The sequence below is a fragment of the Hymenobacter sp. 15J16-1T3B genome (genome assembly GCF_020711235.1).
Taxonomy (GTDB): Bacteria; Bacteroidota; Bacteroidia; order Cytophagales; family Hymenobacteraceae; genus Solirubrum.
Map to the genome: position 1 here is coordinate 329,006 of NZ_JAJFAV010000005.1, position 24,814 is coordinate 353,819.

The 24,814-nt window shown below is 64.7% G+C and carries 14 protein-coding genes; 3 read left to right on the plus strand and 11 right to left on the minus strand.

The window, feature by feature from the left end:
* Nucleotides 1-15: 15 nt before the first annotated feature.
* The 8 genes from LJ737_RS11465 to LJ737_RS11500 all read right to left on the minus strand — a co-directional run bounded on the left by LJ737_RS11465 (nt 16) and on the right by LJ737_RS11500 (nt 18,204).
* The gene (locus tag LJ737_RS11465) at nt 16-5,562 is read right to left on the minus strand and encodes a hypothetical protein (RefSeq protein WP_227765758.1); all 5,547 of its coding nucleotides are present in this window, start codon (nt 5,560-5,562) and stop codon (nt 16-18) included.
* A 21-nt stretch (nt 5,563-5,583) separates the two neighbouring features.
* On the minus strand, nt 5,584-6,177 hold the full coding sequence (locus LJ737_RS11470; RefSeq protein WP_227765760.1) for a hypothetical protein: 594 nt from the start codon (nt 6,175-6,177) through the stop codon (nt 5,584-5,586).
* Nucleotides 6,178-6,229: 52 nt separating this feature from the next.
* Nucleotides 6,230-6,880 (minus strand): hypothetical protein, encoded by a 651-nt coding sequence (locus LJ737_RS11475; protein ID WP_227765762.1) that lies wholly within the window; start codon nt 6,878-6,880, stop codon nt 6,230-6,232.
* On the minus strand, nt 6,877-7,377 hold the full coding sequence (locus LJ737_RS11480; RefSeq protein ID WP_227765763.1) for a hypothetical protein: 501 nt from the start codon (nt 7,375-7,377) through the stop codon (nt 6,877-6,879). Before LJ737_RS11480 ends, LJ737_RS11475 begins: the two co-directional genes overlap by 4 nt.
* A complete protein-coding gene (locus tag LJ737_RS11485; protein WP_227765764.1) occupies nt 7,377-14,099 on the minus strand; it encodes a LamG-like jellyroll fold domain-containing protein in 6,723 nt (2,240 codons plus the stop codon). Before LJ737_RS11485 ends, LJ737_RS11480 begins: the two co-directional genes overlap by 1 nt.
* Before the next feature lie 516 nt (nt 14,100-14,615).
* Entirely contained in the window at nt 14,616-15,206 is a 591-nt protein-coding gene (locus LJ737_RS11490) for a Crp/Fnr family transcriptional regulator (protein ID WP_227765766.1), read from the minus strand.
* 132 nt (nt 15,207-15,338) lie between these two features.
* Nucleotides 15,339-17,774, minus strand: coding sequence for a mechanosensitive ion channel family protein (locus LJ737_RS11495; RefSeq protein WP_227765769.1), 2,436 nt, complete (start codon nt 17,772-17,774; stop codon nt 15,339-15,341).
* A gap of 145 nt (nt 17,775-17,919) precedes the next feature.
* Nucleotides 17,920-18,204 (minus strand): acyl carrier protein, encoded by a 285-nt coding sequence (locus LJ737_RS11500; protein ID WP_227765771.1) that lies wholly within the window; start codon nt 18,202-18,204, stop codon nt 17,920-17,922.
* A gap of 155 nt (nt 18,205-18,359) precedes the next feature.
* On the opposite strand from LJ737_RS11500, the gene LJ737_RS11505 reads away from it, so the two are divergent.
* Complete coding sequence (locus tag LJ737_RS11505) at nt 18,360-18,674, plus strand: hypothetical protein (protein ID WP_227765773.1); 315 nt, start codon at nt 18,360-18,362, stop codon at nt 18,672-18,674.
* Between the two features lie 69 nt (nt 18,675-18,743).
* Here LJ737_RS11505 and LJ737_RS11510 read toward each other — a convergent pair whose 3' ends face one another.
* The 3 genes from LJ737_RS11510 to LJ737_RS11520 form a co-directional block, all read right to left on the minus strand.
* Nucleotides 18,744-19,487, minus strand: coding sequence for a LytR/AlgR family response regulator transcription factor (locus LJ737_RS11510; protein ID WP_227765775.1), 744 nt, complete (start codon nt 19,485-19,487; stop codon nt 18,744-18,746).
* Nucleotides 19,465-20,523: a sensor histidine kinase gene (locus LJ737_RS11515; RefSeq protein ID WP_227765777.1), complete on the minus strand. Its 1,059-nt coding sequence runs from the start codon at nt 20,521-20,523 to the stop codon at nt 19,465-19,467. Before LJ737_RS11515 ends, LJ737_RS11510 begins: the two co-directional genes overlap by 23 nt.
* Before the next feature lie 187 nt (nt 20,524-20,710).
* Nucleotides 20,711-21,190 (minus strand): DUF4890 domain-containing protein, encoded by a 480-nt coding sequence (locus tag LJ737_RS11520; protein ID WP_227765779.1) that lies wholly within the window; start codon nt 21,188-21,190, stop codon nt 20,711-20,713.
* A 242-nt stretch (nt 21,191-21,432) separates the two neighbouring features.
* Here LJ737_RS11520 and LJ737_RS11525 point away from each other — a divergent pair, with 242 nt between their 5' ends.
* Both LJ737_RS11525 and LJ737_RS11530 read left to right on the plus strand, forming a co-directional pair.
* Nucleotides 21,433-22,740, plus strand: a complete 1,308-nt coding sequence (locus tag LJ737_RS11525; protein ID WP_227765781.1) for a T9SS type A sorting domain-containing protein — start codon at nt 21,433-21,435, stop codon at nt 22,738-22,740.
* 207 nt (nt 22,741-22,947) lie between these two features.
* Nucleotides 22,948-24,765, plus strand: coding sequence for an ATP-binding protein (locus LJ737_RS11530; RefSeq protein ID WP_227765783.1), 1,818 nt, complete (start codon nt 22,948-22,950; stop codon nt 24,763-24,765).
* The last annotated feature ends 49 nt before the right edge of the window (nt 24,766-24,814 follow it).

Consider the following 24,814-nt stretch of genomic DNA (forward strand, 5'->3'; position numbering starts at 1 on the left):
GAGTACCACGCAAGCTTATTTGCCGCGCTCCAACCGCGGCCGGGCCGCCGGGGCCGGCGTGGCCTTGCGCTGTTCGGCTGCTGCCGGGCGCCCCGTGGGGCCGCTTTCCGGGCAGGCGATGATCAGCGACGTATACGTTTTCATGCCGCTGGTAAAGTTGCGGCAAGTTGTGGACTGCTTCTGGTAAATTGAGGTGTAGCCCCCGCAGCCGTCGGCGCGCCCGAAAGTAGCCCGGCCCGTGAGCGTGCCGTCCGGGCACTGTTCGCAGCCCAATTCCACTTCGGTACCGGCGGCGGGGTAGTTCGCGTTGTCAAAGCTCACACGCAGGCTATGGTCACCGCCGAGGTTGGCAACGGTGTAGCTGCTGGTCGCCGGGTCGTAGCTGATGCGGGTGCCGTCGCGCAGGGTTGCCGAGCCGAAATAGCCAATCCCGTCGACGGTGAAGGAGGACGAGGCAATCCAGTTGCAGTTGGCGCCGGTGGCAGCGTAGGTCAGGTCGTCGCCGACGTAGAGCGTACTAGCGCCCAGCGGCGCGATGGTGCCGCTCACGCCGGGTGCTACGGAAGCTGTCAGGGTGAAGCGCCGGTCACGCGCGTAGTGGCTCACGGTTTCCGAGGTCAGGCGTACGGGCTGCCCCACGTCCAGGATTTCGCGGTAGGTGCGCACGAGTTGCCCTTTGGCATCGTACTCGTAGCGCGTGAAGAGGTTGTCCTGGTTGAGGGAGTGCGTCAGCTGCCAGGTTTGCGGGTCGTACACGTACGAGGTGAAGGTGGCGTCGACCGGGTGAAAGCGGAAGTCGTCGAAATACACCGGGCTGGCACCGAGGTTTTTGCAGCCGATGCGCACGATTTGATTGGCCGCGCCGGCCGGTACGGTGAACGTCAGATTCAGCAGGTACCAGTCGCCGGCGCGCTTGACTCCGGTGCTGTTGATAGCCACGCTGCCGAGTTCGTTTTCGACGGTACCCGCGAGCAGGGCCGCGTAGAGGCGGCCGCCGGCGGCCGCTAGGTCGCTTTGGTGCAGCCAGGCGCTGGCCCGGTAGGTGCGGTCCAGCTCCAGCCCGTCGGTCGTGCCGGCTTTGGCTTCAAAGATGAAACCGCGCTGCCCGTTGCCCAGTTGCTCGCTGTAGCGCCCGGTGTGGCTGTAAGTGGTCGAGCGCAAATCGGCGCCGCGCACTTCGCCGCCAAAGTGCATGCGTCCACCGACGTTGCTCACGTCTTCGGCGCCGGAATACGCTATTTCGTTGTACTTGGCGTTGGAGGCCCGGGCAATGCCGAGCGCGTTGCCGTAGCCCCGCTTTTGCGCCGAGTACCGGCCGTTCAGGGCCTTGCTCTCCAGTGCTGCCGAATAGTCGTCGTAAACGGTCACTTCGCCCAGCTGCTTCCAGTTGCGGGGCTGAGTGGCGCCCGAGGTCCACGCAAAATCGGTGAAATCGGCCAGCGAGGTCAGGCCCACCGCGTTGGGGCGCGGGTTGTTCCACACGTAGCTGCGGTGCTGGCGCCACACGGGTACGGCGCCGGTTTGGGCTTCGTACTGCTCGGTGTTCGGGTTGTAGCCGCGGTAGGTAGCCCAGTCCTTCTTCCACGTCTGAACGGCAGCAGCCAGCAGGCTCATCACCTGCCCGGCCCCGTTCAGTTTTTCGGTGTAAGTGGCCGCGCCCTGGCTGAGCATGTTTTTATTGGCCGCGTTCTGGGCTTTGGAGCCCAGCTCGGGGTACTTGGTATAAGCCGGCACCTTGCGGGTGCGGAACCACTCGCCCGTCGAGCTGTACCATTCGTCCTCCAGCACGCCGCCCGTCACGAAGTCCCAGGTTTTGTTGGTGCGCACGGTGGTCAGGCCGTTGGAAGTAGTCCGCACGCTGGTCAGCACGTTGGGGTATTGGGTTTTGGTGGTACGGCTCAGCTTTAGGTGCATGGGCGAGCCGGCGTCGCCAGCTTTTTCGACTTCGCTCAGGATGGCGCCGCTGGTGTACAAGCCGCGGTTGTCGGCCGGCTGCTGGGTGTACTCAAACTGGGTTTCACCCATGGCCAAGCCGCTCTTGTCGAGCACGCGGATGCTTTCGATGCGCCCGATGCGCGAGGTGTAGTTCTTAATATCGAAGTTGAAGAGCTTGGAATCTTCCACCTTCCCGCCGGTTTGCGTGCGCCAGCCGAGGTACTGGTTGGCCACCATAGTGTGAGCCACCACCATGTCGCCAGCGTCGGGGGTGGCGAAGTTGTACTCCACCTTCTGCTTGTAGTCCGTGTCGCTGACCATGCCCTCCACGGTCGTCACCTTGCCGTAGAGCACGGGCGTGGTGGGGTAGTCGTAGTAGTTGTAAAAGGGGTAGTCGGCGGTGCGCACCAGCTCGGGCTCCTGGGCCACTACGCCGGAGCTGGCACCGGTGCGCTGGCCGTTGCGGGTGTAGAGGTAACCGGTGCGGTACTGGTGGCCCACCTCGTCTTGGGCCGTAACGGCCGCCACGCGCACCCCGCCGCCGCGCTTGGACGCCAGGGTGAATTCCAGGTTGCCGTCGGTGCTGTACCAAGTAGCGTCGTTACAGCCCTGCAGGCTGTTGCCGTGGCCGCCCATCAGCTGGGGCCGGCTGATGGCAAAGCTATTGGCCGTAAGCGACTGCACCAGCTGGGTGGGCGAGATGTTGTAATCGTAGTAATCCGGGCTTTGGCCCCCACCGATGGCCTTCCAGCAGCGTTGCTCCTGCTTGGCCGCGAGGTAGTTGAAAGTCACCGTCGTGCCGTTGCTCAGGAAATCCGTCAGCGTGTACGGGGCGATGCTGCGGATGTCGAACTGCAGCACGCCGTGGGTGGCATCGGTGGCGCGGAAGCCGCTCACGTTGACGTGCTGCTTGATGGGCTGCCCGCTGATGGAACCGTACTCGTCGCTTTCGTAGTCGATTTTCACGCGCCCGCCCAGCGGCGTCAGGATGTCGGTCAGGTGCCACACCGTTGGGTCGCTGCCGTTAGAGAAGTGCGAGTAAGCGCCGTTGGCGTTGTAGGAACCCCAGCCGTCCCAGGCGTCGCGGTTGTAAGCCGGGTTTTTGGCGGGGTTGTCGGGGCTGTACTCAAACTTGAAATCGGGGAAGACTTTGACGTTGTTGGCCGCGTAGTAGCTCACGCTGTGGAGCGTGAGCTTGCCCAGGCGGCCGGTGGCTTGGTTGGCGTTGAGCGCAGGGGGCGCGGCGGCGCTTTCAAACGAGTTGGTGGTGCCGGGGCAAAGCTTGTAGCTGGTGTTCAGCACCACTTTGCGCTGGGCCCGCTCATCGAGAAAGGCGCGGAAGGCCCCGGTGCCCACGTCGTACACGTCGTACACGTCGCTGAGCGAGCAAGTGGCCCCCTGCTGCGCGGCGGGCCCGTTCAGCTGGTTGGCGTCGATGGCCGCGCCGGCGGTGGAGTTTTTCGCGAAGCCCTGGTCTTGCAGCTGCTGGTAGTCGTCGTTGCGCAGCAGCACTATCTCGCGCAGGGCCAGGCTGGAAGCCGGGTACTTGTTGTCCTCGGCGCGGGCCCCGGGCGGCAAGGAGCCGTCGGAGGTGTAGGTGTAGGCGCTGCGGCCGTCCTTGCGCACGTCTTTGATAAACAAAGCCGTGTGCGAGCGAGTCTGCACCGCGTTCAGGTAGTAGTTTTCCTTGATGCCGCGGCTGTACGACACCCGGTTGACGTCGTGGATGTAGCCGGTATAGGGGAAGCGCCACTGGTAGTCGGTGGCGAAGCGTCCGTACTCGAAGCGCACCCAGTAGCCCGCATCGGCCGCATCCACCGTGCCGATCTGGCCGCGGTCCACGAAGTCGGGGCCGGTAATGGCCGTCAGCAGCCAGGTGGTGGCGTACCAGCCCTCGGACGACATGGAGGGGTTGGTCGTCGAGGTAGAAAACTTGCTGGCTTCCTGGCCCTCGATGCCGCTGTACTCGATCTGCTGTTTGTTGTAGACGGGCAGCGCGTAGTGGTAGGTCGTGCCATCGACCCCGGTCACGGCGAAGGCGCCGACGCCGCGGCTGGGCCAGGTGTTGCGGTCGTTCTGCCGGCGGCTGTCGCCAAGCGGAGCGTATTCCATCACCTTGCCGGTTTGGGCGGGGGTGTTGTTGCGCATTTCGGCGTTGGAAAACCACTCCACGTGCTTACCCTGCGCTAGGCGCTTGTTGTAGAGGCCCACGCGGTCGGCCTCTACGCGGCTGCTGGCGGCCGTCAGCTTGGGGTCGGTCAGGTTGTAATACGCCCGCAGCGGGTTGGTGCCGTTGCTGATGCTCATGCCCGGCCCGTTGCTGTCGTGGTGGGAGTAGGCGTTGCCCGGGTCGCCGTTGTACTTGAACTGCACCTTGCTCAGCTCCACGCCTTCCTCCAGAAAGGGCACCACGTTGAACTTGGTCGACGCCATCGAGAGCTGCTTGGGGTTGATGAGCGAGCCGATTTCCGGGCGGTACGGCGCCATGGCCCCGGTTACGTCGCCGCCCATCACCGAGTACGAGTCGAAGGCGACGTGGGCCGGGTTGAACGAGTACGCGTAGGTGGCATCGGGCTCCACGTAAGTGTACATGTCACTGGTCAGTGCCGGCGTGCCGTTGTCGAAGTAAGTGGACATGGGAAAGGGCTTGGCGGGCTGCCAACTGCCGCCCGGCACGCCCAGACGCGGGTAGGATTCGTCGCAGTCGTTGGGGCAGTACGACATGAACGGGAAGACGTGGTGCTTCATCTGCCCCAGGTACAAGGAGCCGTAGCTGTGCTCTTCGCGGGTGGCGTCCAGCCAGTACTTGTAGTCCTGCCGGAAGCCCAGCCACGACGAGCTTTGCTCCTGGCGCCACTGCCCGATGTTGCTCACCGAATTGCCCTGCGACTTGTAGCCGGTGTAGAGGCCCTGGGCCGTCATGCCGATGTCCATGACGGTCTGGCCGAATTTGAGCGTATTCTCGATCTGCAAGGCCGTCATCGAGCCTTTGAGGGTCGAAGCGGCCGGTGCCGAAGCGCCTAATGTACTGAGCGTCATTACCGCGTTGAAGGCCTGCTCCGGGCTGAATTTGGCTTTGTCCTTGTCGAAGGTCAAGCCCATAATGGAGGCATCCTGCACTTGGCCGCGCCCCCAGCTCATGCCCACCACGTCGAACAGGTTTACGGCCCCGCCGAAGCCCTTCTGCGAATCCCAGCTGCGCTGGTACAGCAGGTAGTTCTTGACGTAGCCACTGCCGCCCGGGTCCTCCACGTGCACGTCGGTCTGCACGTTGAAGTCGTCGTCGGCCGAGGCCACCTTGGCGCGCGAAATAGCACCCGGGTTTACGTTCCAACCCAGGCCGGCCCAGCTGGCTTCGTCTTCTAGCCCGATGCCGCTGTGGTAGCTCAGCGGCAGGCTGTAGCCGCCTTCCGGGCTGGGTACCTCAATCAAGGGTACGTTGTAAGTAAAGTCGCCGGTGATGAGGTTGACCATGTCCGTGGTGCCCATGGGCTCGTAGGACGTGTACTCCACCTGGTTGGCGCCGTTGGTGAGGGCGTAAGAGGCCACCGGCTGCACGAGCTGGGCCGAATACAGCAGAAGCAGGCTTAGCGCCACCCGTTTTCTGCGGCGAGTAGAAGTATACATTCGCAATTGGCGTTAATCGGTTTAAAGAGCGGGAATGGCGTTGATGGCGGGGGCCGCAAAGCGCAAAGTCAGCGGCCCGGTGCCCAGCGTGGGGCTATTCAGGAGCAGGGTCAGGCCCTTTTCCGGGGCCACGTCGGCCTTGCTGAATACCAGCAGCAGGCTGTTGCCGGCCCCCTGCCCATAGGAGCGGGCGTAGAGGCTGGCCAGCGGCTTCACCGTCTGGTGGCGGTAATTGACAACGGCGCAGTCGTGCTGCAGGCCCTGGGTGAGGTACTGGATGTACTGCGGCCCAAGGCGCTCCAGGTCGGTGCCGTTGTGGGCCAGGGCCAGCCGCAGGTACACCTTGTCGCGGTACGGCCGGGTCAGCGAATCCAGCGTGGCGGGCGCGGGCGCCGCGTCGTCGGTGAGTTCGTTCAGTGCCAGGTATTCGCCGGGCAAGTACTGGGCGGTGGCCTGAAAGCCGTTGGCGCTGGCCTGCTGCACCAGCCCGTGGCCGGGGTCGGCCACGTACTGGCGTAAACCGGCCACGCCGCTGGGCTGGCTGGAGCAGGCGGCTAGAACCAACAACCCGGCGCAACGCAGCGGGAGCGGGCGGGATAGAAATAATGATATCATGAAAAAACGCGGAATTGAATAAGAGGCGTCCCGGCAGGCGGCCACCGGCTGTTTAACTGGGTCGTTGCCAGTCATCGGCTCGCCGCCCAGCCCGCTTCCCTTCCCTGTTGCCGGGTCCGGCCTCGCGCAGAACCGAACATGCGCTTGGTCGGTAGTCGGCCACCGAGGGCAGATCAAAGACGATGTGCTGGGCGCCGGGCGTGCTTTCGGCTACACTTCCCTTGCTGGTATCTGCTCCCACTTGGGCGTTGATTTCTAGGTCCCGATTGAATCCAGCGGGGCCCAGCTTTCGGTTAGCGGTAGTCTCCGGCACCAAGTGCGGATTCCCCGTTGCTGAATCACTAAGCCGCGTTTGCCCGGCCGCATTCATCAGGAAGTGGCCTTGGCCGAAGGACTCTTTGATACCGAGCCGAAAGGCTTTGTCGGCTGGCACGCAGGCGCTTACGCAGACGCGCCCCCGCAGGGCCTGCGCGCTTGGGGCGCAGGTCACTTCGAACACGGTGTGCGAGTCGGTAGTGCAGGCTCCGGCCAGGGCTGCCAGCAGCGCCTGCGCGCCGCGGCTGCTGCGGTTGGAGTTTTTCAGCTGGTTCCCGCGCAAGAGGCCGGACAACAAAAACCGGTAGGGGCCACGAATTCCCGGCGACGTCTCCATTGCCGCAGCCGAATTGCGTACCTCGTGTGCGTTGGCAGTAGAGGTTTTCATTGCGCTTGCTTGTAAAAGCGCAGTATTACGTCTGATGGCGTCGAATCATTCAACATCAGCCGGTAGCTGAGCGTGTCGGGCGGCATCTCCCGGAAACCGGTCCACAAACCCTCCCGGTGCCCTTCCAGGCCGCGGTTGGGGTCATTGACCATTCTCGCTTGTACATCCCAAAGCTTTTCATTCGGCTCGGTCATTTGGATGACAAATCCAAAACCGGCGCCGGGTTCTTGGTCAATCCGCGTGTTGGAAGCCCATACCCCTACGTGCTGCCAGGATTTTTCCACCCAACATTCGCGTATGCGGAAATGGCCTCCGGCTGCATCAAACTCCGTTACGGCCGGGCGGTACTGGCTGAGAAAGACGCCTCGAGTTCGTGCTTCCTGAATACTGTCGCTGACCCCAAGCGCGCCATCTAAAGTTGGAGCGAAGTCCTTTAGTTGGTCGCATCCGCCTAGCACCAGCAGCAGCGGCCACATTTTGCACCAATGTTGTTTCATTATCTAAAGCGTGGGCTTTTGGGCTTGAAGAGCTGGAGGACTCGGCGCATGTTGCGCCCGGCCACACTGTTGAGAGCCGACTGCACCGGGTGTGACTTCGGGGAAAGCCCATACGCAGCCGCCCCTGCTTTGAGCAATTCCGGCGTATAGTCGGTGGCTACGTCGGCATTGCCGCGGGCAATATCAGCCACCCGGAAATTGGGCATCATGCCCAAATCGTAGTATATGCCTGGATACAATTTGGCGGCATACAGCGCATCGGACACTACGTCAACACAGCTGGCGCCTACGGGCGTGAGCAGCGTCCCGAACAGCATGTAATCTTTCTTGATCTGTTCGACGGCCGCCTTTTTCATGGCCTTGTCCTGATCGACTGTAGTAGGAATATAAAGGGCAGCCTGGTACTTGAATTCGTCTTCGGCCGCATCGTACATATGCGAGAATTCAGCATCCTTAGCCCAATCTTCCAGGGTCCGGTATATCGTGCCACCTACTGGTGATTTTTTGGTTTTGCCGAAAGCCCCATACCGCCCTCCTTCCTTGGAATAAAACTGCCAGCCGTCGATTTCGCCCTTTGCGTTGCGGTGCGACACGAGAATGGCGGCGTGCCCGGCGTAGCCCGCTGCGTTTGGGGCCAAGAGCACAATGACGTCGCGGCCGTCCGGGTCGCCGAACTTAACCGGGTTGTTGGCCATGCCCACGTAGGGGCTGAAGAAGTTGTTTTCGCGGTCGGGGCTGAGCCAGCGGCCGAGGCGGGCCGAGTACTGACGGTACTCGAAGCTGTCCCAGTTGGACTCCGGGTCGTGCTCGGCCACGTGGCCCTGGAAGCCGTGGCGGTAGAGTGGCGCCTCGGTGCTGTAATTCAGCCCGACGATGGGCGAACCGAACGCGTACTGGTGCTGCTCCTGCACGATCATGCCGCCGGTGTGCTCCACGGTGATGTCGTCGAAGTAAGCATCGTCGTCTGGGTCGTTCTTTTCCTGGTGGTTTACCACGGATACTTCCAGCGTGCCTTTTTGCTTGATGCGCACGCCCAGGCGGAGGTATTCCCACTTGTCGAAGTCGGTGGCGTACTCGTACTGCTCGTCCACGATGTCGCCGTTTTCGTCGCGCAACACGTAGTGGAGGCCGTATTCGCCCGGCTCGTACTCGCCGGCTTGGCGGCGGCCCGTCGGCAGCAGCTGGTCCAGGTTCTTCGGCACCAGGGCCACGCCCACCGCGAAGCGCGAGAGCAGGGCCGCGCCGCGCTGCTGCGCCACGGGTTTCTGCTCGTTCGAGGCGCCGCCCAACCGGCCCGGCTGGGCGCTGCGCACGAAGGGCACCAGCGCCAGCCGCGGCGAAGCGGCGCGCGGGTAGTTGTACCGGGCCTGCCCGTCGAGCGCCCACGCCGAGAAGGTCACCGTGTCGCCGGGTTGTACCGGCAGGGTTTTGTGCGGCCCCACCACATCGGCGTCGACGAAGGGCAGGCGGGCGACGTACTGGCCCGAAATAGCCGCGCCGGCATACTGGTAACGGGTAGGCTCCACGTCGTCGAATTCGGCTTCTTCCTCGCTGGCCCGGTCAAGCTCCATGGTGAGTTGTTTGGTCGTGGTCAAGGGCTTGTGAAAGACAACGCGGGCGCTACCGGTCTGGTCGTTCAGTTCGTAACGAGCGTCCAGTTTCCCGTCGGCCAGGCGCGTGAGCAGGCCCAGGCGGCTGCTGCCGTAGAGCGGCACTTCGGTGCGCACGGCGGCGCCGGTGCCGGCTTCGCGCTCGTAAGTGCTCAGCACGTTGCCCATCAGGTCGCGCACGTAATGCGTGGTCAGGCCCAGGCCATTCTGGTAGCTGGTTTTGCTGGCCCGGAAGCCGTGGTCGTTGTAAGTAAACGTCACCACCGGTTGGCTGTGGGCCGCGTCGCGGTACACGCCGGTAACCTTGCCGGTCAGGTCGTAGCTTAGGTAACGTTGGCCCTGCTCGTCGCGCTGCCGGGTCATCTGCCCGGTGGCGTCGTAGTCGAAGTCCATGACGGCGCTGCCGGCTTGGTTGTCGGCGCCGAGCAGGCGGTTGGTGCCGGCCGCGTAGCGGTAGGTAAAGTCGTCGGTGGCGAAGCCCGCCGCGTCGCGGCGGCGAAGCCGCTGAATGTTGCCGTTCAGGTCGTACTGCGGCACGGCTTCCTCGTTGGCGCTGTTCGGGGCGGGCTGAAATTGCCCGGTGGCGCGGTTCAGACTGCCAAAAGTCGCTTGCTGCAGCCGGTCCAGCGCATCGTACTGGTAGGTGTGCATGCGAATCAGGTCATTGGCCGGGGTAAACCACGCAGCCGAGCGCAGGTTGCCGTTGTAGCGGCCGGTGAGCCCGGCAACAACCGGCGAGGTAGCCCCGCCGGCCTGGCGGCTGCGGTAGTCGCCGCTGAAGTAATCCAGCGACAGGCCGAACAAGTCCTTGCTCATGCCGTTGTTGCGCGGGCTGTCCCCGCCCGGATCCAGGGACTTGTTGGCCTGGTTGATTCCCTTCAGCCAGCCTTGCACCGTGTAGGTGTAATCCACCCCTTGCAGGTCGCCGGCCAACTCGACGCGCTTCAGCGGGCCGTGCAGGTAGTAGTGGTACTGGGCCTGCAGCGTGCGCGTCACGCCGTCGGTGCTGGTGTAGGCCGCGCGCATGCGCTGGTCGGCGTCGTACTCGTAGTGGTGGAAGAAAGCGTCGGGTTGGCCTTTCTGGTACGCCACTTCCAGGGCGTTGCCGTTGAAATCGTAGGTGTACTCCACGGTTTTCAGGCCCAGCACCGGGTCTTCCTGCAGCATCCAGACCATGCGTCCCAGCTCGTCGTAGCTAAACCAGGAGGTAGCCGCGCCGTTGCTGCTCTTGGCCACCACGCCGAGCACAAAATCCTGGGCGTGGCCGTTGAGCTGCGGGTCGTTCGTGGGCACGTCGTACCAGAGGCTTTTGCGCTCGAAGCACAGCGCGGCGTTGAGCCCGCCCGAACGGGTGCGGTTTTCCAGCAGTGCTTCTTGCAGCACGCTGTTGCCGGCCGGCGTGGCGGTAGTCATGGCTTCGAAGGCCACGGCCCCCGCGCCGCTCGGCCGGTATTCGCCGGTTTCCACGATGCGCCCTGCCTGGTCGTAGTTGGTGTAGCCGAAGGCACCGGTAGCGCGCTGGGTGGCGTTCTGGCTGAAGCGCAGGGAGCCGTCGGCGCGGTACACGTAGTGGGTCAGCCCTTCGTCGGGCGTGGTGCGCGTCAGCAACTGGCCGTTCGTATCGTAGGTGTACGTGGTCACAAAGTCCGGCGTCTGGTCGAGGGCCGTGTTCAGGCCAGCGGGCATGAGCGCGGCTAGGCCTTCAGGGGCCACCGAAGCCACGAGCAGCCCGGCGTCGTTGAAAAACGAGTAAGTGAAGTGCCCGTAGCGCACCGGGTAGGAAAACTGCAGGGTCCCGCTGGTGGCCACGAGGCGGTAAAAGCCGGGGGCCAGCGTCACCGAGCCGCCGCCGGCCACGTTGACGGGCGCAGCCGTGCCCGTCAGGCTGATAACCTGCGCCGTGGCCCCGGCTCCGCTGAACTGCACCGTGGTTTGGCTGGCCGAACCCGCCACGTGGATTTCCTGATAGGCGGGCGCCGCCGAGGCCGGATCGGTTGTGATGTCGCCCGACAGCGTTGAGACGGGGTACTGGTCGCCGCTCAAGCAGGAAGCCACCACCTGACCTTCCTTGTTGACGAAGGAAATCGTTTCGGGGCCATTCACGCCGTCGTGGGTGCTGGTCACCGTCTTGACGGCCTGCTGCCGCCAGCTGCCGGTGGGGCTGCCCGGTACAAAGTTGTCGCGCAGGCGGGCGTAGTGGTCCAGTTCGTTCAGCACGGAGAATTGCCGGCTGCGTCCTTCGTGGCCGCTGCCCATGCGCAGTACATCCCCGGCAGCGGCATCGCGCCGTACGCCGCCCACCGGGTCGTCAAATGATTCGGTCAGCGTAAAGGGGTAATCGGTTGCGGCCGTGGCGGGCTCCAGCGCATTGCTTTGGCTATAATAGTACCCGAGCGTACCGAGCGCGCCGGCATCCACCGGCTTGGCGGCCGGAAGCCCGTCAAAATCTGCGGCGCTGTAGGCGTTGCCGTTGGTCGTGATAAAGCCGTCTTGGTAGCGAAATTCCTGGTTATTAATTGGCGCGGCCAGGGTCGCAAGTACCCCTTGGCCGGCGTTGTTGTACACCAGTTGGTGGGCGAATACGTGGCCGGTGCTGAAGTTTTTGGTCTGGGCTTGCGTGGCGCGGCCCAGGCCGTCCGAAAACTGCTTCACGTCGGTAATGCGGTTGCCCTGGGCATCGAACGAGCGGCGGATTACCCAGTTTTTGTCGAGGTCGTCGTTGCCGGCGGCGGGCGGGAGCGTGCCCGCCGGCGTGACGCGCACCGTGACGGTGGCCTGCCCGCCCGTGCAGTTGTCCTCGCCGGCCGTTACCGTGTAGGTGCGCGTTTGGGCGGGGCTGGCCACTACGCTGGTGCCGGTGGTAGCGCTCAGGTTTTGGGCCGGGCTCCAGCGCAGGTTGGTGGTGGTCAGCGGGGCCGTCGAGGGCAGCCAAGTCGGGCCGCCGGCGTTGGGGCCCGGTAGGCTGGCCGTGGCCTTGAGGTGGCCGTCGTTGAAGTTGGCCGACAGGTCGCGGGTGGTCTGTCCGCTGCCCTCGTCGAAGCGCCAGTAACCCACCAGCCCGAGCCACGGCCCGGCCAGCGACACGGTACGGGTGCTCTGCAGGCTGCTGGCCGAGCGCGCCGTGTTCCAAATGCGCACCTCGTCGACTTCGCCCGCGTAGGAGCCGCCCCCGAGGTTGGGTGAGGGGTGCACGTACTGGCGCGGGCTGGCGCTGCCCGTGGCCACGGGGGCTCCGTTCACGTAGAGCGTGGGCGTGCGGTTCTGGTACACCACGGCCACGTGGGTCCAGTTGGTGAGCGGGGCGGGGCTGGTCCAGTGCAGCACAGCCGGGTAATAATTGCCGCTCAGCTCGTACACACTAATACCGTTGGTGCCCACCGAGAGGCCCATGCTGGCGTGGTTGTCGTTCCAGTACAACCCGCCGTGCACGGGGTTCAGCAAGAAGCGCTGCCCGCCGGAGAGGCCCGCGTACTGGTAGCCCACTTGGGGCGTAACCTGCGTGGCGGTGGGCTTTACCCAGGCTTCCACCGTAAAGTTATTGGCCTCTTCCAGCACCTTGGCTTTCTGCCGCGGGTCGCCGGCGCGGGTGGCAATTTCCACCTGGTCGTCCGCCCCGTCGAAGCGCAGGGCGTAGCCGGCGGTGTTGGCCGTGGCCTGCAGCGTGGTCGAGCTGCCGGCAGCAATGGTCACGTCGGCGGAAGACGTCACGCGTACGGGCGGGCACCACGACAAGGGCCGCGGCGCTTCGTGGCACTGGTAAAGGTCGGCGGCTTCCTGGCTCGTTACGGCGCGGCTGTAGATGCGCAAATCGTCGAGGCTGCCGTTGAAGGCGCAGCTGCTGTTGATGCTGTACGCCCCGGCCCGGAACCCTTCCCACGACTCGGGCGCTACCATGCCGTTGAGGCTGCCCAGCAGTTGGCCTTCTTTATAGAGCCGGCCTTCGTTGTTGGCGTAAGTAAAAACGTAGTGCTGCCACTGGTTGGCCTGCACCACGCCGGGGGCCGTCACAATGGAAGTGTTTAGGCTGGTCCCGGCATAGGCCCGGCCGTCGGCATCGGTGTAGAAGATAAAGCCCCCGGCCGCGTTGGGGTCGGCCGTTTTGGCCACCAGCAGCTGGTTCAAGTACGCCAGGGTACTGGGCTTGTTCCACCACGAAATGGTGAAAGCCCCGGGCCGCTGGTACAACGGCACAAACAATTCCTCGGCCCCGCTGAGCCGCAGCGCGCCGCGGTTGCTGCCGTTGGGCTGCCAAGTGCCGCTGCCGCCGATAATTTCACCTTTGTAGCCGTGACCCGACACATCGGCCACGCCCGTTCCGGTTTGCTCGTCAAACGACAACCACGTCAGCAGGCCCGCCGCGAGCGAGGGGGCGCAGCTGCCAGCCGGGGCCGAAGCCCCCAACAACCACGTAGCGCCCCCCGTCAGCTGCGCGGTGGCGCCGTAGCCCGACTGGTCGGCCGCGGCAGTCCCCCGCCCTTCGTTCAGGCGCCAGTGGCCCACCAGCCCGGCCGGCGGTGTAGCCAGCTCGGTGCGCCGGCCCGATGCCACCTGAGCCGCGTTGCGGGCCACGTTCCACACCCGCACCTCGTCGATGGCCCCGCTGAAGAACTGGATGTTATACTGCCGGGAGCCGATGCGAAAATCGTTTTCGCCCGCCGCGTCGCCAATGGCGCCGCTGCCTTGGTAAGGGTTATTCGGGGTGTTGATCAACTCGCCATTGAGATACACCCGCACCTCGCCCGCATTGTAAGTCAGCGCCACGTGCGACCAAGTATTGGCCGGAGCGACGATGCCGGTGTTGATCCAGTTCCACGCCGGCTTTTCGTTGGCCAGGGCCCACTGAATGGTGCCGTCGGCAAAGCGGGCCAGCTCGTACTCGCCCTCTTTGTTGACGATGATGCCGTCGGCGGCGGCGGTGGGATAAATCCATGCTTCCAGCGTCAGGGCGTAGCTCACGCGCAACTGCGGCACGTCGCCTACTTGCACGAAGCCGCTACCGTCGAAGGCCACGGCGTTGGCCGAACCGTTGGGGGTGGCCGCCTGCCCACGGGCCGCGGCCACCGGCAGCAGCCAGCCCAGCAGGATAAAATAGAGTAAGTAATTTTTGTTCATATATTAAGAAGTGTCGCGGTGGTGGTTGGTCGACGTAACTCGGCGTGGCGGTGGAGGCAATGAGCACGCGCTGCCCGGTAGCGGAGGTCAAGCGGCCCTGTTGGAACAAGCCGGCAATGGCGGCGCCGGCGCCGGAACTAGTTGGTTCCAGATCCGGCGCCGCCGATGCCCCGTGGTGATGTAATCTTGGCCGGCGAAGGGCGCGGTGCCGTCGGCGGCCAACAAATAATTTAGCTTGGCTCCGATAGTGGATAAGGGGAAAACACGGGTAGCGGTAACAGGGGTAGCGTGGATAATGGTAAGCGCGGTAGAAATCGAGGAGCCAAGCTGAATATCTTCTGCGCGGCGGCAGACCCGCGGGCCCGCGGCGGCCGCCACGCCGGTACTACGCCAGGAGGAAAAAGCTAAGAAGGCCATTGCGCTGCTAGTGTCTGGCGCCCTGGCAGGAGCGCCGAACAAAAGTAGAATGGCCGTTTGCCTCGATTTCTTGATAAATATCAGTTTCGCCGATGCTGGCTAATACTGGGCCCGCAGCCGGCTGAGGGTTTCGGGGGCAATGCCCAGGTACGAGGCAATCTGCTTGACCTGCACCCGCTGGAAAATGTCGGGGAAGTCCCGCAGCAGCTGCTCGTAGCGCTCGGAGGCGCTGGCCGTGCGCAGGGTGTAGGCGCGCTGCTCGCTGAGCACGTAATACTTCTCCGTCAGCCGCCGGCCGATGGTGTTGAATTCGGGAAAGTGCGTGTAAAGCAGTTGCAGCTGGTCGTAAGTGACCGAGTACACCACGCTGGGCTCCAGCAGTTCCAGGTACTCCGTCGACGGCGCCTGCATCAGAAAGCTGACCACAGAAATGACAAAGTCGCCCTCGCGCATAAACCACGACGACACCTTTCGCTCCCGAAACAGCGTGAAGCCGTGTACCAGGCCGCTCTCGACGAAGTAAATTTTGCGGGCCACGCGGCCGGGCTGCAGCAACAGATGCTTTTCGGGCAGCTCTTCGCGGGTTATGCCCGTTTGCAGAGCCTGCATTAAGCCCTCGCTCAGGGGTTGAATGGTCTGCAGATAAGTTAGCAAATCCGTCATCAGTGCGTCGATACGTAGCTCGGACATGGAACCTGCTGCCAACCTTGGCCGCGGCAGACAGTCCCTAAAACATATGACAAAAGTAATATAGTTTGCTTACGCCAATACAAACACTACGGGCACGCACACCCGTAGTGTTTAAGAAGCCCCTGAAATGTCTTAATTCAGCTTGATGCCTTCCTGGGTGAAGCGGCGGTTGATGCCGGCCAGAATTTCGCTTTTGAGCACCTGCTCCTGCCGGATGTTGTTGATCCAGAACAGCACCTTCAGCTCGTAAACCTGCCCGGTGACGCCACTGAGCAGGATTTCGGGCGCCACCTTGTGCAGGGTGTTGGGGTTGGCCAGGATTTCATCGGTAATGAGCTGCTTGGCGCGCTCCAGGTCGGTGCCGGGGGCCAGCTTCAGGTTCAGCTCCGAGCGGATGTGGTTGTTGCTCAGCGTCCAGTTGATGACGTGCCCGCTGAGCAAGTCCCCGTTGGGCACGATGATTTCGGAGCCGGACTGCGAAATGAGCTTGCTGGCGCGGATGCCGATGTCCTTGACGCGGCCGGTTTTGCCGGTCACCTCGATGTAGTCGCCTACCTGAAAGGGCCGCTCGAAGATGAGGATGATGCCCGAGACGAGGTTGTTGATGATGTTTTGCAAACCCAGGCCCACGCCCACGCCCAGGGCGCCCACGACGATGGTAATCTTGTCGAGCGGCAGGCCCGAGGCCATGACGGCCAGCAGGAAGCCCACGGCCAGCAGCACCAGGCGGATGGCCACCAGCCAGGAGCCGCGCCGGTCTTCGGGGTCGGCGGTGAAGTCCTCGTCCGTCTCGCCGAAAAAGTAGCCCACGTAGCGCTGCAGCAGCACCGAGAGGTAGATGATGAGGAAGAACAGCACCACGTTGGCCCAGCTGAACACGATGCTGCCGAGGTGGTGCGGAGTGGTCAGCAGCTCGTCGAGGAAGCGGTAGAGCGGGCGGAACACGTTGAGGTTCGAGAGGAAGTTCATCAGCCACAGCCCGCACACCAGCACCGACAGCACGAGGCGCAGCCCCTGCTCGATTTTCTGGAAGTGGAAACGCACGGCCATGCCGCCGGCCAGGCGGCTGCGCAGCATCTGCAGGTGAAAGGCCTCGGTGAGCAGGCGCACGAAAGCCGAGAGGGAAATAATCTGCGTGACGCCCAGAATGCCGGTGCTGCTGAACACCTTGGCCAAGCCGAGGCGGCCGCTGAGGTTGCAGAGCGCGGCCAGCCCGTTCAGCACCACGAACACCCAGAGCACCGGCGGCACGAAGGCGGCTAGCCGCGGCCCGCGCTTCAGCTCCCGCCAGAAGCCCAGCCCCACGGCCACGGCCGCCAGGTTCAGCAGCAGCATGGCCCAGCGCAGGCCCGGGCCCGGCGCGTTGCTGGCGTACACGAAGGTGAGCCCCAGGAACAGGGCCACGATGCTGAGCCAGTACCCAAATTGCCGCCGCGGCCAGCTGCGCCCCAGCAGCACGCTCAACGACACGACCAGCAGCAGCTCCAGCAAATCGGTGTAGGCGGCGGGCGGGGTCAGGTCGAAGAAGGGCGCCACGCTGAAGACCACCACCAGCGTGGCGGCCACCGGCACCGGGCGCAGGTAGCGGAAGCGCAATTCCTCCTCGGAAGGGGCCGTGGCGGCGCGGTTGACGGCCCGAAAATTCCGGTACACCCACGCGAAAAAGGCCGCGCCGATACCCAGCATCCAGACGGCGAAGTGCCAGTTTTGGCCGAAGTAATAGCGCATCAGGCGGCGCTGGCTGGCGTAGGACTCGCGCACGAGCTGCCCGGCCTGGGCCTGCTGCACTTCGTCGGCGGAGGCGGCGCGCCACAGCGGGGGCGTTTCGGGGGCCAGGGTGCGGCGGCTGAAGCGCCGCGACTGTTCGCGCACCTCGTCCTGTAGCTCCAGGGCTTGGATGTAGCCGTCGGATACGCGCGTTTGCAGCTGCGTGACGCGCTGCTGGTTGCGGCCCAGCAGCTCGGCGGCGCGCAGCTGCTTGCGGCGCAGGCGGGCGGTGCTGCGGCCCAGGGCCGTAGTAGTATCGGCCGCAACGGGGATGCCGTGGCGGTTGAGCGAGTCGAGCTGCAGCTGCATGCGCTTGAGCCGCTGGCCCTGGGTGGCCAGCTCGGTGCGCCAGCCGCCCAGCTCGGCCTGCATTTCGCTGAGCAGTACCTGAAACATGCGCACCTGCTTGAGGTTGATGACGCTGCTGTACTGGGTCAGGTTCTGCCGGATGGTTTTGAGGTTGGCCTCCACGTCGGGCAGCTCCTCGGCCAGCTCTTCGGTGTCGGCGCCGCGGCGGGCGGCCCCGCTGATGCGACCGAGCACGATGTAGGCGGCTTCCACGCGCTGGGCGTCGTCCTGCTGCTGCGCTACGGCCGCCGCGGGCACAGCCCGTTCGGCGGCGGCCGAGTCGCGGCGGGCGGAGTCCGGCGACACCTGCTGGGCCCCGGCGCGGGTGAGCAGCCCAAACAGCAGAAGCAAGGTCAGCAGGCAGGGCCAGGCGCGGCGGCTGGCGAAACCAGAAGTCGAAAGCCGCGGGGCCTTGAAGGCGGCGGAAAAGGCGTGGGCGCGGGTCTGTAGCATCAGCAGGCCGGCCGCAGCGCGCCACGCAGGACGGCGTTGCGGCGCATGGGTTCAGGGGGTGGAGGGCGGCAACCGCCCGGCAATATCGGGCCGGCGTTTCGGGCGGGCAAACCCGCGGCCCGGCCGACGGCGCTAGCGCCCGGCCTTACTGGAAGAAGCCGATGCTAAGCTTCCACCACGCGGCGGCCGAGCCGAGCACGTGCCGCTCCAGGGTGTGGTACACGTCGCCGAGGGTGCGCCAGCCGCCGATTTCCGAGTCGGGCAGCTCCACACCAAAGCGCTGCTCCAGGCGAATGACCAGCTCCACCACGTCGAGCGAGTCCAGGCCCAGGTCGTCTTGCAGGTGCAGGGCGGGCGAGGCGTCGGCGGTGAGTTGGGGCAGCATGGCCTGGAGCTGCTGGTACACGGACCGGTGGAGGGTGTCGTTCATGGAGCAGAGGTGTGGGTAGTAACCGGTAGTCAAGGCCGCTTGTTGGCAGGCACTGTCGAAAGTAGAGCAGACGGTCAGCGGCCGGAAATACTTTCTACCAACGCCCCAGAAAACCAGGCGAAGCCTTAGTTTCCCCTCGCCATTCTGCTTGAGCCATGCCCGCTACTTCTCCCGCTCAACCTTATCTGGAAGTCATCGACAGCTTTGCCATCCGCCGCACGCAGCAGTTTTTTATGATTGGGCGGCTGCACGGCGCCGCCGAGCCGGGCATGTTTGCCCATATCCAACTGAACCGTGGCCTTGATCTGACGGTGCGCATCACGGCTATTGAGGAAGTGGAATTCCCTTCCGACAGCCAGTCCTACACCTTGCTCGAACTCCGCAGCGACGACCCCGACTCCTTCGCCCTGCTGCTCGCCCTTAAAGTTGGGTTGGAAACCGTGCAGATCAGCGTTGAAGGCCAAGACTAACCCCAGCACAAAGCCGCCCGCCGTTCCGGGCGGAACGACGGGCGGCTAGTCCGTAGCGGCTCAAGCACCTCAGTGCATGTTGCGCTGCTCGATGAGCTGGTGAAACGACTCGGCGTAGGCGTCGCCGATGGGAATGACTACCTCGCCCATGTAAATGCGGTTTTTGCGGATGGAGTCTATCCAGTTCAGCGCCACGATGTAGGAGCGGTGCACGCGCACAAACTCGGTGGCCGGCAGCCGCTCTTCGAAGGCGCGCAGGGAGTTGAGGGTGAGCAGGGGCTTGGCCGTGCCCAGGTGAATCTTCACGTAATCCTTCAACCCTTCCAGGTAGCGGATGTCGCGCAGGGTCACGCGCTGGGTGTGGTAGTCGGCCTTCACGAAAATGTACTCCTCGGCCGGCGCGGCGGGGGCCGGGGCGGGCGGCGCTACCGGAGCGGCCGGGGCCGGCGCGGCCACCGGCTGCAGGCGTTCCTGCACCTTGGTGGCCGCTTTCAGAAACCGGTCGAAGGGAATGGGCTTGATGAGGTAGTCCACCGCGTCGAGGTCGAAGCCTTCGACGGCGTACTGCTTGTAGGCGGTGGTGAAGACCACGGCGGCGTTGGGCCGCAGGGTGCGCACGAAGTCGACGCCGGTTAGGTCGGGCATCTGCACGTCGAGGAAGAGCACGTCGACCGGTTCGCGCTGCAGCACCTGCATGGCCTCGATGGCGCTGCGGCAGGTGCCCACCAGCTCCAGAAACGGAATACGCTCGACGTAGCCGGCCAGCAGGCGCAGGGCCAGCGGTTCGTCGTCAACTAAAAGGCAGCGAAGCATGCGGAAGGGCGAGGGTTAGGGTTACGATGTACTGGTCGCCCGTCTGGTCGATGTCCAGGTGGTGGCGGCCGGGGTAGAGCAGCTGCAGGCGCTGGGTCACGTTCTGCACGCCAATGCCCGAGTCGCGGGCAGCGGTGAGCGGGGCTGCCGCCGGGAAGCGGCGGTTTTGCACCCGGAACAGCAGTTCGTCGCCCACCACGCGCAGGGCAATGCCGATGGCCGAGGGGTGCTGGTAGCTCACGCCGTGCTTGAAGGCGTTTTCGACGAAGGGAATCAGCAGCATGGGCTCGATGAGCCGGCCCGCGAGCTGACCTTCCTGGCTGAACTCGATTTCGACGTCGTCGGCCAGGCGCAGGCGCTGCAAATCCACGTAGTTGCGCAAGTACTCCACTTCCTGCTCCAGCGGCACGCGCGGGTCGTTGGCCTCGTAGAGCATGTAGCGCATCAGCTGGCTGAGCTTCAGGATGGCTTCGGCCGTGTCGTCGGAGCGCAGCTGGGCCAGGGAGTAGATGTTGTTGAGGGTGTTGAAGAGAAAGTGCGGGCTGACCTGCGACTTCAGAAAGGCCAGCTCGGCGGTGAGTTTGTCGCTGTGCATCTGCCGGCGCACCCGCTCGTTGGCAAACCACTCGCTGGTGATGCGCAGGCCGCTGCTCACCATCCACACCAGCACCGTGACGAGCACGATAATGGCCTGGAACTGCTGGCGGTCGGCCAGGGTGGTGCCGGGCCGCGGCGGGGGCATAGTGCCGATGCCCAGCCAGTGCAGGCTCATGGGCACGTGCAGCAAGAACATGAGCACGAGCACGGCCAGCCCGTAGAGGGCAAACCGCCGCCGGGCTAGTAGCTGCGGAATCAGCACCCAGTAGTTCAGGTAAAAGAGCACGGCCATGCGGAGAATGGGCGTGGCCGTGCGCCAAAAGCTGAAGTGCGGGGGCTGCTGCTGCAGAATTGCCCAGGGCAAAAACGGCAGCGACACCCAGAACACCAGGTGAACGAGAATGTGCAGCAGGCGCTGCCGGGTGAAAAATCGGGCCATAGCAAGCAAAAACCGGCGGCCCCGTAGCGCCGCCGGTTTGGGGTAACAAGCAATACGCGGCTTCGCGTCCGCGGTGGACAAAATAAGCGCTTGGGCCAGCGAAGCCGCGCCTAGTGCCCGAGCAACCCGTCCGGCCGGGAGCATTCACTCTCCCTCACCTGCCCGCGGCCCGACGGGTGCTTGGGACTTAGTCGCGGGTCTGGCCGGTGGCGTCTTTGGGCGGGCGGTTGCCCTTGCTGCCGTTCCCGCCCTTGCCGTCGTTGGGGCCGCCGTGCCGGGGCTTCTGGGCCTGGTACTGCTTGAACTGCGCGGGCGTGAGGACGGCCTGCAACTTGGCGTCGGTGTCGGCGTCGAGGCGGCGCATCTGCTCCAGGCCTTGCTCGCGGCCCTGGTCGGCGGCGCCGGCGCGCTGGGCTTGCATCTGCTCGTGCTGGGCCTTGAAGATGGCAGCTACTTCGCTTTGCTGCTTGGCGTTGAGCTTGAGCTTTTTGGCCAGGTTGTCGGCCTGCTGCTCGGGGTTGTGGCCGGCCCCTTTGCCCGGGCGGGGGCCTTGCGGACGGGCGGTGGGCTCTTGGACCGAGGCCGGCAGCGCCACGCCGACAGCCGACAAGTGAAGAACTCCGACGAGGGCCGCCGCGAGGGTGCCGCGTAACCAGCTGGTTTGCATGCTCAGAATGGGGTTTCGATAAGAGGCCGCGGCCGGGTTGGCCGCGTTGACGAAAGCAAAAGTGGGCGGCGCGTGCCCCGCCCGAAATTCGTTTCGCTTACCCCAGCACTTTTCTCGACAAATGGCCGCATTCCCTCTATTGCGGCATTCGCCCGTCTTGGTTTCGGCGGCGCTGGCCCTTCCAGTTGCCCGGCTGACTACGTACTTTTGCCAACGGTTTTGCTTACTGTGGCTTATTGCTGATGATTGCTCGCTTACTCCTGACTACTAGCCTACTCTCCGGCTCGCTGACGCTGGCCTTGGCGCAACCCTCACCGTTTCAACCGCTGGTGACAGCTCCGGGCCGCCCGGCGGCCAGCACCCCGGCGAGCGTGCCCGCCCGCGCGGTCTACCACGATTGGAATTCGCAAAGCGGGCAATGGTACAATGCTGCAGCCGTTGCGTTTCAATACGACGCCCGCGGCTACCTGGCCACCGAAACCCGCGTCGACTCTGCCTCCCAGGCCCCGCTGCGTCGTTTCCTAACCGTTTACGACGCGGCCGGACGGCTGCTGTCTGTCACCGACCAGCTCTACCGCCTCGGCGCCTGGACCGACAACCTGCGCCAGCTCTACACCTACAATAGCTACGGCGACTGCACCGAGTACCTGGCGCAAAACGCCGGGCCCAGTGGCTGGGTCAACAACAGCCTTAGCTCGCAGTACCAGCTCACCTACAACGCTGCCGGGGTACCGACGCAGTCCATCACGCGGGCTTGGTCCAGCGCCGGCTCGCCCACCGGAACGTATTCCTGGCAGAACTACTCGCGCACCCTGTACACGCTCAACGCGGCTGGCCAGTGGCAGGAAATTGTGGAGCAGCTCTGGCAAAACAACGCTTGGCAAAATACCAGCCGCAGCATCGACGTGGTATGGACCGACTGGCCGCAGCGGCGGCGGGCCGCCGACCGTTCGCAGCAGTGGAGCAGCGGAGCCTGGGTGGATGAGTTGCGCCGCAGCTACGCCTACCAACCCACCGGCACCACGCAAACCACCACCGAGCGGCCAAGCAACGGCAGCTGGACGCCGAGCGGCCGCACTACGCGCGTTTACGATGCCCAAGGCAACGACGGCGGCACCTTGATTGAAATCTGGAACGGGGCCGGCTGGTCCCTCGTCAGCGGCGCACTCACCACCCGCACCTACAACGCGGCCGGGGAAATCACCCGCACGTTGTTTCAGAACCTACGCCCTGCCCCGCAGAACCAGCAGCTGCGCACCTATCACGACTACCAGCAAGTGCTCGGCACCCGGTCGGTTCGCAGCGCGCCGCAGCTGGCGCTGTATCCCAACCCGGCTACCGACCGTGCCACCCTGCACGTGCCTACGCCCGCGGCCACGGCCTGCCCCCTCACGGTGCTCAACGCCCTCGGCCAGCCCGTATTGACGCTGACGCTGCCCGCTGGCACCGCAACGTACGTGCTCGACCTGCGTCCCTTGCCCACTGGGCTCTACACCGTCCGCCTGCTGACGGCCGCCGGCCCGGTGGTTGGCCGCTTGGTAAAACGCTAAGCCACCTGGGGCGCCGGGACGGCCTCTTGCGCGGTTACTCGACTATTATTATCATTATTCCCCCGAGTACCTAGAATTTTTCCGAGGCAGCAGATGAATTTTAAGTAAATTGCGCAGATGTTGTCCAGCCAGGCTCCCCGTTGTCCCCGCTTTCAACAGGTTGGTTTACGCCGCCGTAGCGTGGTTGGCAAACTGGCCTGGAGCGCAATGTTGCCCCTGCTGCTTAGCCTGAGCAGTCCGGCCGTGGCTCAGCGCCCCGGCTCCCGGGCCGACAGCCTGCTGCACCTGCTGGCCCAAAGCCGCCCCGACACCAACCGCGTGGAGCTGCTGATTCAGCTGGCCTGGGACCGGACCGACGACAACCCCGTCGAGGCCATCCGCTACGGCCGCCGCAGCCTGCGCCTGGCCCGGCAGCTCAATTTTCCCCGCGGCGAGTGTCGCAGCCTGCTGATGCTCGGCTGGGCCTTTTTGCGCGCCGGCGACTACCCCACCGCGGTGCACACCCAGCTGCAGGCGCGGCAGGTGGCCGAGCGCGCGCAGTTTGCCGGCGGCCTCATCCACGCCGACAACGCCACCGGCTACGCCTATGCCGAGCAGGACAACTACAACGCGGCCATGCGCTACTACCAGCGGGCCAAACGGCTAGCCGAGCAGAAAGGTGACTTCGTGCTCCTGACGCCGATTCTGGGGAATATCGGGCAGGCGTTTCAGCATTTGGGCCAGATCGATTCGGCCCTACACTACACGCGCCGTGGCTACGAACTCGACCGGCGCTTCCACGATTGGCACAGCGAAATCGGCGACTTGGCCCTGCTCGGGGGCATGGAAGCCCAGCGCGGCGACTCCGCCGCGGCCCGCCGCTACTACCAGCTCTGCATCCGGCGGGCCGAGGGCATGCCCGTGTCGTATGCGCTGTGCCGGGCCTACCTGGGCCTGGCTCGCTTAGCCGAAGCCAACCACAGCCCCGACCAGGCCCTGGCCTACGCCCGGCAGGCGCTGCGGGCCGGGCAGCGCGGCTATTACCCCAAGGGCGTTTTCGAAGCCAGCAACTACCTGGCCCAGGTGTACGCCCAGCGTGGCGACGCCGCCGCGGCCTACCGCTACCTGGCCAACGCCGTCGTCACCCGCGACAGTTTGTTTAGCCAGCGCAAGCTGGCGCAGGTGCAGGCCCTGTCGTTCAGCGAGCAGCTGCGCCAGCAGGAGCTAACGGAGCAGCACCTCAAGGCCGAGGCCAACCGCCGCCAAAATCTACTCTTGGGCGCCCTGGCCCTCACGGCGCTGTCGGGTGGGCTGCTGTACCTGCTGCTGAACCGCCGCCGGCTGCAGCGCGAAGTGGAGTTTGCGCGGGAGCGGGAGCGGCTGGAGCGCCAGCGCCTCACCGCTGTGCTCAAAGCCGAGGAAAACGAGCGTCGCCGCATCGGCTCCGACCTGCACGACGGGCTGGGCCAGCTGCTCACGGCCGCCAAGCTCAACCTGCACGCCCTTAACCAGCAGCTGCACCGCACCCTCGACGGCCAGCTCAACGGCAACCAAACCTTCATCGACAACGCCGTGCATGTGGTCGACGAATCGTTTCGGGAGGTGCGCAGCATTTCGCACAACCTACTGCCCAGCGCCCTCATCAAGCGCGGGCTGCCCCAGGCCGTAAGCAGCTTTCTGAACCGCCTGCCCGCCAGCGACCTGCGCGTGAATGTGGAAACCTACGGCCTGGAAGAACGCCTTGACCCCACCGTCGAAAGCATGCTGTTTCGCATGATTCAGGAGTTGGTGCAGAACGTCGTCAAGCACGCCCAGGCCACCGAAATGACGCTGCAACTGTTGCGCGACGAGCAGCAGCTGACCATCGTCGTAACCGACAACGGAGTGGGCTTTGCGTCCAATGCCCCCGGCGCCAACCCCGGCATTGGGCTGCGCAACGTGCACACGCGCATGGCCTACCTCGGCGGCCGCGCCCACTTCGACGCGGCGCCGGGGCGCGGCACCACCGTCACGCTGGAAGTTCCCTTGCCCGTAGCGGCGGGCTAAACTCCGCCACGCCAACAAATGCAGCAGCGCCCGGCGCCGCGGCTCGTGC